The sequence below is a fragment of the Streptomyces sp. NPDC002467 genome, from assembly GCF_042889825.1.
Taxonomy (GTDB): domain Bacteria; phylum Actinomycetota; class Actinomycetes; order Streptomycetales; family Streptomycetaceae; genus Streptomyces.
The window spans coordinates 25,315-37,624 of sequence record NZ_JBIARJ010000013.1 but is presented as its reverse complement, the minus strand read 5'-3'; the positions used below and the strand labels follow the sequence as shown (position 1 = coordinate 37,624).

The 12,310-nt window shown below is 72.9% G+C and carries 13 protein-coding genes; 7 read left to right on the top strand and 6 right to left on the bottom strand.

From position 1 onward, the window contains the following. The gene (cdgB, locus tag ACFYYJ_RS25370; RefSeq protein WP_385129596.1) at positions 1–1,719 is read right to left on the bottom strand and encodes a diguanylate cyclase CdgB; all 1,719 of its coding nucleotides are present in this window, start codon (positions 1,717–1,719) and stop codon (positions 1–3) included. A 299-nt stretch (positions 1,720–2,018) separates the two neighbouring features. On the opposite strand from cdgB, the gene ACFYYJ_RS25365 reads away from it, so the two are divergent. After that, on the top strand, positions 2,019–2,588 hold the full coding sequence (locus ACFYYJ_RS25365) for a flavin reductase family protein (protein ID WP_385129598.1): 570 nt from the start codon (positions 2,019–2,021) through the stop codon (positions 2,586–2,588). A gap of 207 nt (positions 2,589–2,795) precedes the next feature. Here the strand turns inward: ACFYYJ_RS25365 and arfB are convergent, their stop codons facing one another. Next, positions 2,796–3,221, bottom strand: a complete 426-nt coding sequence (gene arfB / locus ACFYYJ_RS25360; protein WP_376658586.1) for an alternative ribosome rescue aminoacyl-tRNA hydrolase ArfB — start codon at positions 3,219–3,221, stop codon at positions 2,796–2,798. A gap of 183 nt (positions 3,222–3,404) precedes the next feature. Here arfB and ACFYYJ_RS25355 point away from each other — a divergent pair, with 183 nt between their 5' ends. Then, positions 3,405–3,980, top strand: coding sequence for a TerD family protein (locus ACFYYJ_RS25355; protein ID WP_389135656.1), 576 nt, complete (start codon positions 3,405–3,407; stop codon positions 3,978–3,980). A gap of 83 nt (positions 3,981–4,063) precedes the next feature. Further along, positions 4,064–4,681 carry a GNAT family N-acetyltransferase gene (locus ACFYYJ_RS25350; protein ID WP_389135653.1) on the top strand — a complete coding sequence of 206 codons (618 nt, stop codon included), beginning with the start codon at positions 4,064–4,066 and terminating at the stop codon, positions 4,679–4,681. Here the strand turns inward: ACFYYJ_RS25350 and ACFYYJ_RS25345 are convergent. Both ACFYYJ_RS25345 and ACFYYJ_RS25340 read right to left on the bottom strand, forming a co-directional pair. Beyond that, positions 4,596–6,008 (bottom strand): M1 family metallopeptidase, encoded by a 1,413-nt coding sequence (locus ACFYYJ_RS25345; protein WP_389135651.1) that lies wholly within the window; start codon positions 6,006–6,008, stop codon positions 4,596–4,598. The two genes, ACFYYJ_RS25350 and ACFYYJ_RS25345, sit on opposite strands and share 86 nt — an antisense overlap. 81 nt (positions 6,009–6,089) lie before the next feature. Then, positions 6,090–6,647 (bottom strand): heme-binding protein, encoded by a 558-nt coding sequence (locus tag ACFYYJ_RS25340; protein WP_389135648.1) that lies wholly within the window; start codon positions 6,645–6,647, stop codon positions 6,090–6,092. Between the two features lie 489 nt (positions 6,648–7,136). Here ACFYYJ_RS25340 and ACFYYJ_RS25335 point away from each other — a divergent pair, with 489 nt between their 5' ends. The 3 genes from ACFYYJ_RS25335 to ACFYYJ_RS25325 all read left to right on the top strand — a co-directional run bounded on the left by ACFYYJ_RS25335 (position 7,137) and on the right by ACFYYJ_RS25325 (position 9,630). Beyond that, complete coding sequence (locus tag ACFYYJ_RS25335; RefSeq protein ID WP_385365891.1) at positions 7,137–8,357, top strand: sensor histidine kinase; 1,221 nt, start codon at positions 7,137–7,139, stop codon at positions 8,355–8,357. Then, positions 8,354–8,977, top strand: a complete 624-nt coding sequence (locus ACFYYJ_RS25330; protein WP_385129605.1) for a response regulator — start codon at positions 8,354–8,356, stop codon at positions 8,975–8,977. Before ACFYYJ_RS25335 ends, ACFYYJ_RS25330 begins: the two co-directional genes overlap by 4 nt. A gap of 149 nt (positions 8,978–9,126) precedes the next feature. After that, positions 9,127–9,630 carry a hypothetical protein gene (locus ACFYYJ_RS25325; RefSeq protein ID WP_384737204.1) on the top strand — a complete coding sequence of 168 codons (504 nt, stop codon included), beginning with the start codon at positions 9,127–9,129 and terminating at the stop codon, positions 9,628–9,630. Positions 9,631–10,027: 397 nt separating this feature from the next. Here the strand turns inward: ACFYYJ_RS25325 and ACFYYJ_RS25320 are convergent, their stop codons facing one another. Continuing rightward, the gene (locus tag ACFYYJ_RS25320) at positions 10,028–10,705 is read right to left on the bottom strand and encodes a pentapeptide repeat-containing protein (protein ID WP_389135645.1); all 678 of its coding nucleotides are present in this window, start codon (positions 10,703–10,705) and stop codon (positions 10,028–10,030) included. A 70-nt stretch (positions 10,706–10,775) separates the two neighbouring features. Between ACFYYJ_RS25320 and ACFYYJ_RS25315 the strand changes: the two genes are divergently transcribed. Further along, positions 10,776–11,768 (top strand): zinc-binding dehydrogenase, encoded by a 993-nt coding sequence (locus ACFYYJ_RS25315; RefSeq protein WP_389135643.1) that lies wholly within the window; start codon positions 10,776–10,778, stop codon positions 11,766–11,768. Positions 11,769–11,772: 4 nt separating this feature from the next. Here ACFYYJ_RS25315 and ACFYYJ_RS25310 read toward each other — a convergent pair whose 3' ends face one another. Beyond that, positions 11,773–12,243 carry a GNAT family N-acetyltransferase gene (locus ACFYYJ_RS25310; protein WP_389135640.1) on the bottom strand — a complete coding sequence of 157 codons (471 nt, stop codon included), beginning with the start codon at positions 12,241–12,243 and terminating at the stop codon, positions 11,773–11,775. Between the last annotated feature and the right edge of the window lie 67 nt (positions 12,244–12,310).

The following is a 12,310-nucleotide window of genomic DNA, read 5'->3' as shown; positions in this document are numbered from 1 at the left end:
TCAGCCCGCCCTGCGATGCGCCTTTGAGCGCGACCTCTTCTCGATGTACATGCGCTGGTCGGCCGAGCGCAGCACCTCCTCGGCGGACATCCCGCAGCCGGCCCAGCCGATGCCGAAACTCGCCCCCACACGCACCGCGCGGCCGTCCACCCGGATCGGCGGGATGATCGCGTTGCGCAGCCGGACGGCGAGGTCCGCGGCGTCCGCCGCGCCCAGTCCGTCCGCGAGGACGACGAATTCGTCACCACCCAGCCGGGCGACGGTGTCACCGTCCCTGACGCCCGTCGTGAGCCTGCGGGCCACCTCGATCAGGACGGCGTCGCCCGTGTGGTGCCCGAACCGGTCGTTGATCGACTTGAAGCCGTCGAGGTCGCAGAAGAGCACCGCGAGCCCCTTGGTCCCGTCGTCGATGTCGGTCGCGGGCGCCACCGTGTGCACGTGGTGGTCGTACGGGCCGTCCGGCGCGGCCAACGCCCCGGGGAACTCGAAGGGATCGGCCCCGGGCAGGCCGTCGGCGGGGTCGGGGCGGAAATCGGGCCGGAAGTCGGGCTGAAAGCCGTGCTCGCCCGCACCACCCCCCGCCTCGCCCCGCCCGTCGTAGGCGGCGTCCAGTGCCTCGATGGCACTGGCCCGTACGGACTGTGGCCTTCGGCACAGTCGCGCGGCGAGCCGGGCGCGCAGCTCCGCGCTGTTGGGCAGGCCGGTCAGCGAGTCGTGGCTGGCGCGGTGGGCGAGCTGGAGCTCGTGCCGCTTGCGCTCCTCGATGTCCTCGACGTGGGTGAGCAGGAAACGCGGCCCGTCGGCGGCGTCGGCGACCACGGAGTTGCGCAGCGAGACCCAGACGTACGTGCCGTCGCGGCGGCCGAGGCGCAGTTCGGCGCGGCCGCCCTCGGCGGAGGTCCGCAGCAGGGTCCCGATGTCCTCGGGGTGGACGAGGTCGGAGAAGGAGTACCGGCGCAGCACCGAGGCGGGCCGGCCGAGCAGTCGGCACAACGCGTCGTTGGTGCGCAGCAGCCGGCCGTGCTGGTCGCCGCCCATCTCGGCGATGGCCATGCCGCTGGGCGCGTACTCGAAGGCCTGCCGGAACGACTCTTCACTGGCCCGCAACGCCTGTTGTTCACGTTCCAGACGCACCAGGGCCCGCTGCATGTTCGCTCGGAGCCTTGCGTTGCTGATCGCGATCGCGGCCTGGAAGGCGTACATCTGGAGCGCCTCGCGGCCCCAGGCCCCGGGCCGGCGTCCGTTGCGGGGCCGGTCCACCGAGATGACACCCAGGAGTTCCCCGCCCGACGCGTACATCGGCGCGTACAGCCGGTCCTCGGGGTGCCACTCGTCCTCGAAGCGCGGGTCGGGGCCGTCGGTGTGCCACTGGGGGACGTCGTCCTCCAGGAGGATCCAGCCCTCGGTGTGCGGGATGAAGCGGAGGCCGTCCCAGTCCTCACCCATCGTCAGGCGGCGTTCCCAGGAGGAACGGGAGCCCACGCGGCCGGTGATGAGGGCTTCCGCGGAGGGGTCGCCGGCGAAGGCGGCGACGACGAGATCACCGTCGGGGCGTACGAGGTTGACGCAGGCGAGTTCGTAGCCGAGGCCCACGACGATGCCGTCCACGACGGTCTGCAGAGTGTCCGCCAGGCTCCTGGCCGTATTGAGCTCGGCCACCACCCGGTGCAGCTGCCGCAGGGTCGCAAGACGGACGTACGGCTCCGACTCGGTCTCCATTGCTCGCTCTCCCCGAGACCTCGACAGCAACTCCAGGTTTGTCATCGGCGTTTCGTTGCGGTGTCCCGTCCACTGAATCACAGTGAGCTGTGCGGCAGGTACACAGGGTCAACAAATCTTGCTCTCTGTGACTCAAGTCACATGAGATGCTCAACGGGCCGCGTGGAGAGCCGGAGGACCGGGAGCGCTCCCAGCCGTTCCCGGGGGCAAACATACGCCGCGGCCTAGGCCGGGAGACGGGGGCACGCCTCGGACCGGGGCCCGATGTGGGGACGAGGGCGCGAGATTAGCGTTCGACCGTGCCCAAGACGACCCCCGTACCCGCCCTTTCCCGCAGAAGCCCCCATCCTGAGGGGGTGAGCAACGACGAGTTCCGGGCCGCGATGTCCCGGCTGGCGGCGGGCGTATGCCTGATCACCGCACACGAGACCCCCCTGACGGCGGACGGCCCGCGCGGCGAGGACGTCGGCATGACGGCGACCGCCTTCATGTCCGTGTCCCTGGACCCGCCCCTGGTGCTGGTGAGCCTGCGCGAGGGCTCCCGGATGGACGACCTGCTGGCGGAGCAGCCGCTGTGGGCGGTCTCGGTCCTCGCCGACGACCAGCTCCAAGTCGCGGGCCGGTTCGCGATGAAGGGCCGGATCAGCGACCGGCTGCTGTTCGCGGACGTCCCGTACGTCCGGGGCGAGGCGTCCGGCGCCCCCCTGCTGACGGGGGCGCTGGCCACCCTGGAATGCCGTACGGAGAACCGCGTGGAGGCGGGCGACCACACCCTGGTCATCGGCCGCGTCCTGACGGCCACCCTCCCCAAACCGGACTCGGCCCCCCTGACCTACTTCCGAGGCCGCTACCGCCACCTGTCGCAGTAGGGGCAGATCCAGCCGCGCCGGCATCGAGCCGCACCGGCAAGGCAGCGCCGGCCAAATCCAGCCGGCCGGCGCTTGAGGCGCGGGGTCCGGGGCCGAGCCCCGATCTTGAGCCCGCAGGGGCTGACGGCCCGGGGGCCAAACCCAGCCCCGCCGGCGCTTGAGGCGCGGGTCCGGGGCCGAGCCCCGAAGGCCCGCCCCCGCCAGGGGCTACCAGTCCCGCCCGGTCCGCCCCCGCTTGGTCTCGGCCCGCGCCTTCTTCTCCCGCAGCCGCCGCTCGTTGATCCCGCGAGGGATCTTCGTGGCGCGCCGCGGCTTCGGCGGCGGCGCCGTCGCCTCGGCCAGCAGCGACGCCAGCCGCACCAGCGCCATCTCCCGGTTGCGGAACTGCGACCGGTGCTCGGAGGCCCGCACCGTCACCACCCCGTCGACCAGCCGCGAGGCCAGCCGCTCCAGCGCGCGCTCCTTCCACACCTCGGGCAGCGACTTCGTCGCACCCAGGTCGAAGAGGAGCTCCACACGCGAGTCGGAGGTGTTGACGTGCTGACCGCCCGGCCCGGAGGAACGCGAGAACCGCCAGGCGAGCTCCCCCTCGGGGAGCGCGACCGAACCGCGGATGACATAGGGACCAGGCATGCCCCTATGATCCGCGCCCGCCGCCGCCCCGTCACCCGCATTACGGCCGCGCACGCACCGTCACCACGAATTCACACGGGAACCCGCCCGCCCCCTCGTCGCGTTATAGGGGGCAGCGGTAATTTGGCCGCCGTACGTACGTGACGTGCGTGCATGTCGGATCAGAAGAGGAAAGGGACATCCATGGCTGTCAGCCTGTCCAAGGGCGGCAACGTCTCGCTCACCAAGGAGGCCCCCGGCCTCGCTGCCGTCACGGTCGGCCTGGGCTGGGACGTCCGCACGACCACCGGCGTGGACTTCGACCTCGACGCCTCCGCGATCGCGGTGAACCAGACCGGCAAGGTGGTCTCCGACGGCCACTTCGTCTTCTTCAACAACCGCTCCACCCCGGACCAGACCATCGTCCACACCGGTGACAACCGCACCGGCGAGGGCTCCGGCGACGACGAGTCCATCAACATCAACCTCGCCGGCCTGCCGGCCGACGTGGACAAGATCGTCTTCCCGGTCTCCATCTACGACGCCGAGAGCCGCAGCCAGAACTTCGGCCAGGTCCGCAACGCGTACATCCGCGTCGTGAACCAGGCCGGCGGCTCCGAGATCGCCCGCTACGACCTCTCCGAGGACGCGGCCACCGAGACCGCCATGGTCTTCGGCGAGCTCTACCGCAACGGCGCCGAGTGGAAGTTCCGCGCGGTCGGCCAGGGCTACGCCTCGGGCCTCACCGGCATCGCGCAGGACTTCGGCGTCAACGTCTGAGCCTGAGCGACCGCGCTCCGACGCGCCGCACGCGAAGCCCCCTCCCAGCCGTCCGGGGAGGGGGCTTCGCTACGGTGCGACAGGTGATCCTCCAACCGCTCGTCACCGTCGACGGCGCACTGCCCGGACCGGTCCTCACCGAGATCGCCGCCCTCTACGCGACGAACCACGCCTTCTTCGAGCTCAGCGGCGACTTCCCCGATCCGCACCGCATCACCGTCGAACAGGTCGCGACCGCCCTCGCCGACGAACTCGCCCACGACGGCGCCGAGGTGCTCCTGGCCCGCTCCGCCGGCCGCCTCGTCGGGCTCGCGGCCACCCTCGCCCACCACCCCGACCCGGCCTCCGGGGATCCGGACCCGTGGATCGGGCTGCTGCTCATCGACGCCACCGCGCACCGCGAGGGCTTCGGCCGCGCCGTGGCCGGCCTCGTCGAGGACCGCTTCCGGGCCGCCGGCCGCGCGGGCGTGCGGATCGCCGTACTCGACGACAACCCCAACGGCGCCGCCTTCTGGCGGTCGCAGGGCTACACCGCCCTGCGCCAGGCCCGGGACCGCGAACTGGGCCGCGCCTGCACGGTGATGCGCAAGCCCCTCCAGCGGGACCCGGACGGACTCACCGGGGCCGGCCCTCCCCGTACAGCCAGACGTCCCAGACCTTCTTCAGGTCGTGGCCCGTCCGCTTCTCGGCGTACGCGGTGAAATCGGCCGTGTTCGCGTTCCCGTGCCGGTGGTCGACGGCCCAACCGCGCAGCAGGTCGAAGAACTTCGCGTCCCCGACCTCCTGCCGGATCCGGTGCAGGACCATCGCGCCCCGGTAGTACACCGGGTTCCCCGAGATGTGCTCGGGCCCGGGCGGGGCGGCGGGCGGGAAGGCGTCCCAGTCGGTGGCCGCGTCGTCGTCCACGGAGGTGTCGCCGGCCAGGAAGGCCTCGAAGTGCTTCTGCGCGCTCACCCCGCCGTGGTCCTCGGCCCACAGCCACTCGGCATAGGTCGCGAAGCCCTCGTTGAGCCACATGTCCTTCCAGGACTTCGGCGACACCGAGTCCCCGAACCACTGGTGGGCCAACTCGTGCACCACGAGGTCCTCCTCGGCGGGCGCACCGGAGAAGACGGGCCTGGTCTGGGTCTCCAGCGCGTACGTCAACGTGCCCTTCGGCAGCACGATCGCGCCGGTCGTGCCGAACGGGTAGGGCCCGAACCGGCCGCTGCCCCACTCCACGATCTCCGGCAGCCGCGCCAGCACACCCGCGCTCGCGGCCGCCTCGCCCGGGGCCACCGCGTTGTAGACGGGGACGCCCGACGGCGTCTTCGTGGTCGTCACCTTGTACGGGCCCACGACCGCGGTCGCCAGATAGCTCGCCATCGGCTCCGGGCTGTGCCAGGCGAACTCGGTCCGCCCGTCGCCGGTCTCGGTGCGGGAGCGCAACTCCCCGTTGGACACGGCCTCGTAGCCGTGCGGGACGGTGAGCGTGATGTCGTACGTGGCCTTGTCGCTCGGGTGGTGGTTGCCGGGGAACCAGGCCATCGACCCGACCGGCTCGCCGACGCCGACGGCACCGCCGGGCGTGGTGATCCACCCCTCCTTGGAGGAGTCCGCGTCCACGATGGCCTTGGGCCTTCCGCCGTAGTCGACCTCGACGCGGAAGACCTCGCCCTTCTTCAGGTCCTCGGCCGGCCGCACCGTCAGCTCGTTGCCGGCCCGGTTGTGGCGGGCCGGCTCGCCCTGCACGGTCACGCTCTCGACCGTCAGACCGCTGAGGTCGAGGTTGAAGGAGCTGAGCCCCTGCTCCGCGCGGGCCGTGATGACGGCCGTGCCGTCCAGCCGGCCGTCGGCGGGGTCGTAGTCCAGGTCCAGCGCGTAGTGGTCGACGTCGTATCCGCCATTGCCGGCCTTGGGGAAGTACGGGTCCCGCAGCCCGGACGCACCCGGCCGCCCCTGCACCGTGCCACCCGTACACCCCGCGGTGAGGGCGATCAGGGCTGCGACGGCAGGGGCGGCGAGGCGGATGAGCGCGCGGTGTTCCACACGCCCGATCCTAAGTCTCCGACCGACTTGTCCTACTTCTTGGCCGGCACTCGTCCACTACTTGTCCTGCTTCTTCTCTACTTACTTCGAAAGGCTGTCGGCGCCGGCCTTGGCGAACTTCTCGTCCAGGTCGCCGCTCGGGGCGCCGGCCACGCCGATGCCGGCGACCGGGGCGCCGTTCGCCTGGACCGGGACGCCGCCACCGAGGAAGAGGGTGCCGGGGATGTCCTTCAGGTTCGGGGCCTGGGCGAGACGGCCCGCGAGCACCGAGGTCGGGGCGTTCCACGACACGGCCGTGAAGGCCTTGCGCTGGGCCGACTCGTAGGACTGCGGGCCGGCGCCGTCGCCGCGCAGGGTGACGATGGTGTTGCCGTTGCGGTCCACCACCGCGACCGTGACCTTCTGGTTCTCGGACTGCGCGGCCTTCAGCGTTGCCTGGGCGGCGCGGGTGGCGGCGTCGATGGTGAGGTGCGTGGTGGTGGTGAAGTTCTTGTCGTCGCCGTCGTCCTTCTTCTTCGCGGCGGCGGCCGGGGCGGACTCCGGGGCGGGGGTGGCACTGGCGCTGACGGCACCGAAGGTCCCGGCGCCCAGGGCGATGGCGAGGGCGGTACCGGTGAGAACGCGGGTGCGGGTGTTCATCTCTACTCCTGAGTGCGGTGACGCGGTGACGGCAAGGGGGCGGTCGGCGAGCGGGCCCGCGGTGCTGTGGGGCCCGGCTCCTTCCCTGCTACAAGCCTGGGCCCGAACCCCCCGCCACCCCGTCCCCGTACCGGCTCCGCCCGCCCACCGCACCGGCTGACCCGAGGGTCAACCGATCGGCTGATGCGCACCCGCTCCACGGCGGTATTGGCTGGTCACGCACCTGCACGCCCTCACCGATCCAGCCCCGCCGGCTTCGGCCCCGTCCCCGCCGGGGACGCATCCGGCCCCGCCGGCGTTCGAGGCGCGGGGGTCCGGGGGCAGCGCACCCGGCAACGGAGCCGCACCCACCCACCGACACCGGCCGAACCCAGCCCCTCCGGCGTCTGAGGAGCGGGGTCCGGGGCGGAGCCCCCGGCAACGGAGCCGCACCCGCCGACCGGCAGCGGCACCGCCACCACCCCGCGCCGCAGGCACCCGCACCCGACAATGGAACACAGCCCCCCAACCCAGGAGCACGCCGTGACCCCCGCCCGCAACCCGGACTCCCGAACCCTGGCCACGGTCGCGCACACCGCGTTCTTCCTGCTCCTCGGCGCCTCCCTGGCCCGATTCCTCCTCCGCCACCCCGGCGACCCCCGCACCCCGTGGATCATCGCCCTCAGCATCACCCTGGCCCTGCTCTACGTACTCGGCCCGGCCCTCGGCATCCGGGACGCCGCGCCCACCCCCCGCCGCCTCGTCTGGCTCGGGCTCGTCGTCGCCACCTGGGTGGTCCTGGTCGTCCTCGCGCCGAGCTTCGCCTGGTGCGCCGTACCCCTCTTCTTCACGGCCCTCCGCACCCTCCCCCCGCGCGCCGCGATCGTCCTCGTCGCCCTCCTCACCACCTTCGTCGTCATCGCGCAGCTCCAGCTCGCGAAGGCCTTCGACCCCAACCTGCTCCTCGCGCCGCCCGCCGTCGCCGCCCTCGCCACCGCCGTCTTCGTCCACATGGAACGCCAGACGCAGGCCCAGCGCGCACTCATCGACGACCTGATCCGCACCCGCCGGGAGCTGGCCGCCACCGAACGCCGCGAAGGCACCCTCGCCGAACGGCAGCGCCTCTCCATGGAGATCCACGACACCCTGGCCCAGAACCTCTCCAGCCAGCAGATGCTGCTCCAGGCCGCCGACCGCACCTGGGACACCGACCCCGCCACCGCCCGCGCGCACGTCCGTACCGCCACCGGGATCGCCGCGCACGGCCTCGCCGAGGCCCGCCGGCTGGTCCACGACCTGGCCCCCTCCGAGCTCGCCGACGGCGCCGGCCTCGCCGACGCCCTGCGCGCCCTGGACGCCGGTCCGGAGATCGAGGTCCGCTTCCACCTCGAAGGCAGCCCGACCGCCCTCCCGGACCGCGTCCAGTCCGCCCTGCTGCGCATAGCGCAAGGGGCCCTCGCCAACATCCGCGAACACTCCGGCGCCCGTACGGCCGCCCTCACCCTCACCTACCTCGGCGACCAGGTCGTCCTGGACATCGCCGACGACGGCCACGGCTTCACCGAGCCCGAGCCGTCGGCCGCCACCACCACCGGCACCCCGCAACGCGGCCACGGCCTCCCCGCCATGCGGGCCCGCGTCCGCCAGCTGGGCGGCACCCTCACCATCGAATCCACGCCGGGCGAGGGCACCGTCCTCTCCGCCTCAGTCCCCCTGGAGCCCACCGGATGACAACGATCCTCCTCTGCGACGACCACGTCGTCGTCCGCGCCGGACTCCTCGCCCTCCTGGGCAGCGAACCGGACATCGAAGTCCTCGGCGAAGCTGGCAGCGGCGAGGAGGCCGTCGCGCTGGCCGCGAAGCTCCGGCCCGACGTGGTCCTCATGGACCTCCAGCTCGGCGAGGGCATCGACGGGGTGGAGGCCACCCGCCGGATCACATCCGCCCCCAACCCCCCTCACGTCCTGGTCCTCACCACCTACGACACGGACGCGGACATCACCCGCGCGATCGGGGCGGGCGCCACCGGCTACCTCCTCAAGGCGGAACGCCCGGAAGAACTCTTCGCCGCCATCCACTCCGCCGCCCAGGGCCGCACCACGCTCTCCGCACCGGTCGCCAGCCGCGTGATGGCCCACATGCGCGGCAGCCGCCCGACCCTCACCGACCGCGAGCTGGACATCCTGGGCCAACTGGCCCGCGGCCTCGGCAACCGCGAGATCGCCCGGGCGCTCTTCATCAGCGAGGCCACGGTCAAGACGCACCTGGGCCGCATCTACGACAAGCTCGGCGTCGACACCCGCGCGGGCGCGGTATCGGTCGCCAAGGAACAACGCCTCCTCTCCTCTTGAACGCAGCCCTCGCACTGCTCGACGCCGGGGCGCCCCACAGGCTTCGGGCCGCTGCGCCGAACTCCGTCCGGCGGCCGGGGAGCCCGCCGGTGGAGGACCTCGCCGGTCGGGGTGAGCACCGCACCGGACCCCGTGACACCATCGGGTACGTGCTCGACATCGGCTACTCCCTCTCCCGGCGCTTCCCGGACCCCCCGCAGACCGACTACCGCTCTGCGGACGTCCACACCCTGCGGCACGACCTGTTCTGCGGGGACGTCTACCTCGCGGACACCGTCAAGGACCGGGAGGTGTCCACAGCCTGGGGATGGGTACCCGTACTCGACTTCGCCTGGGCCCTGTGCGACATCGTCGAGCAGCTCGACCAGGACCCGCGCGGCAGCCGCGCCTCCCGCAGGCAGTACGCCGAACTCGACTTCACCGAATCCACGGACCGGATGCTGTTCGAGCGGCGCTTCGGCTGGGTCGACATCGAGGCGGACTGGATGCCGCCGGAGGAAGACCCCCTCACCTTCAGCCACCGCCTGCTGCGGCGCGAGGCCCGCGACTTCCTCCACGACCTCGTGGCGGACCTGATCGACATGCACGAGGGCCTGGCCGACAACCCGGCGATCTGGACCCTCCAGGCCAAGTTCCCCCGCGTCCCGGCCTGACCCAACCTCGCCGGCGGGCAACCTCAGCCCCACCGGCACTTGAGGCCCGGGCATTTCAGCCTCGCCGGCGTTTGAGGCGCGGGGTCCGGGGCGGAGCCCCGACTCCAGCCCGTCCGGCGTTTGAGGACCGGGGGTCCGGGGCGGAGCCCCCGCCGGGTCCGGGCGGAGCCCGGGGAACGGTGGAAGGGCGGGTAGGGGACGGCCCCGCGCAGCGGCACCCCCGCCCGAGCCGGACCGCAGGATGGGCCGTCGGGGCCGGGCGCGCGCCGGGGCACCTCCTCGGGCGTCGAACCCAATGCCGCACCGGCAACACGAGCGGGTTTCGTTCGACGCCCTGCGGGGGCGCCCCACCGCACACCCGACCCCGACGGCACGGCGGTACGGGTGGCCGTCGGAACTACGAAAGCACCCGGAGCCCCAGATGGGCCGCCATCGCCGGTGCCAGGTCGAGCAGCTGCGCCGGGCTGATCACCGCCCCCGCCAACGCATCCACCCCCCGCCCGATCGACAGCTCCGCGACCCCCCGCAGGTCGACGTCCGTCATCCGCACCCCGCCGAAGTCCACCCCCCGCACGACGCAGTCGCGGAACTCCACCCGCTCCAGCACCGCGCCCCCGAAATCCGGCTCCACGAGCACGCACCCCTCGAAGACCACGTCCTTGAGCCGCGCCGTCCGCAGGTTCAGATAGTCGATCTTGCCGCCCCGCACCAGCACCCGCTCCAGCACCGACCCGTACATCTGGACCCCGCCCAGCCGCGCGTCCACCAGTTCCACGTCCCGGAACGAGGCCCCCGCCAGGTCCGTGCCCACCCCCCGGACCCCTTCCAGCACCGAGTCCAGGAACCGCGCCTTCGCCAGCCCCGTCCCGTCCAGCGCGCACCGCCGCAGCGCGCAGTCCATGAAGCGGGCCCCCACGCCCTCCTGCCCCGCCAGGTCGAGATCCGTGAACTCCAGCCCGTCGTAGTCCCCGTCCGGCTCCAGCTCACCGCCCTCCCACACCACCGGCTCCGGCAGCCGCACCTCCGGCCGTCGTGCCGCCTTCACCGTCCGCTGCTGCTGTCCGTTCCGCGCCATGCCCCCATCGTCACGCACCCCACCGACAATCCCTTGACCTCGACCACGCTTCAGGTACGAGGCTTGCCGCATGCACGCCATCCGCCTCCACGCCTTCGGCCCCGCCGAGAACCTCTCCTACGAGCCCGCCGACACCCCCCGCCCCGGCCCCGGCCAGGTCCGCATCGCGGTGGCCGCCGCCGGGGCGCACCTCCTCGACACCGCGCTGCGCGAGGGCGTCCAGGGCCCCGCCCCCGCCCTCCCCGAGCTCCCCACGATCCCCGGCCGGGAGGTCTCCGGCACCGTCGACGCCCTCGGCGACGGCACCGATCCCGCCTGGCTCGGCAAGGCCGTCGTCACCCACCTCGGCTTCGCCCCCGGCGGCTACGCCGAGTACGCCGTCGCCGACGCCGACCGGCTCCACGAGGTACCCGCCGGACTCGACCCCGCCGCGGCCGTCGCCATGATCGGGACCGGCCGCACCACCCTCGGGATCCTCCAGTTCGCCGAACTCGGCCCGGGCGCGACCGCCCTCGTCACCGCCGCCGCCGGAGGCATCGGCACGCTGCTCGTCCAGTACGCGAAGAACGCGGGCGCCGCCGTCATCGCCCTCGCCGGCGGCCCCGCCAAGACCGCCCTGGCCGCCGCGAACGGCGCCGACCTCGCCCTCGACTACACCGCCCCCGACTGGTCCGATGCCGTCCGTGCGGCGTACCCCGCCGGGGCCACCGTCCTCTTCGACTCCGTCGGCGGCGAAACCGCCCGCACCGCCCTCGGCCTGCTCGCCCCCGGCGCCCGGCACCTCGTCTTCGGCTGGTCCGGCGGCCCGACCCCGCTCACCGACGCCGACCGCGCCGAAATCACCGCCCGCGGCATCACCGCCCCGAGCGTCCTCGGCCCCGCCATGCTCCGGCGCGTCGGCGCCCCCGACCCCCTGCGCGTACTGGAGACCCGCGCCCTCGCCGAGGCCGCCGCCGGCCGTCTGCGCCCGGCCCTGACCCGCTTCCCCCTCGCCGAGGCCGCGGCCGCCCACCGCGCCCTGGAGAACCGCGCCACCACCGGCAAGGTCGTACTGGAACCCTGAACCCCTACGAACCCAGCTCCGCCAGGGCCCCGTCCGTCAGCCGGTACACCGTCCACTCGTCCATGGGCACCGCCCCGAGCGAGCGGTAGAAGTCGATGGCGGGCGAGTTCCAGTCGAGCACCGACCACTCCAGCCGCTCGTACCCGCGCTCCACGCAGATCCGCGCCAACTCCCGTAGCAGCGCCTTCCCGTGGCCGCCCCCGCGCACGCCGGGGCGGACGTACAGGTCCTCCAGGTAGATGCCGTGCACACCGCGCCACGTCGAGAAGTTCAGGAACCACATCGCGAAGCCGGCGACCTCGCCGTCCTCCGACTCCGCTATGTGCGCGAACACCGCCGGCCGTTCCCCGAACAGCGCCTCCCGCAACTGCTCCTCGGTCGCCCGCGCCTCGTGCGGCACCTTCTCGTACGCGGCGAGCTCGCGGATCATCGCGTGGATGACGGGAACATCACCGATCACAGCAGTACGAATCATCCCCGCACCCTAGACCGCCCTACGGCCCCCGCCACCCCGCCCACATCGACCATCCGGCCACCCCTCA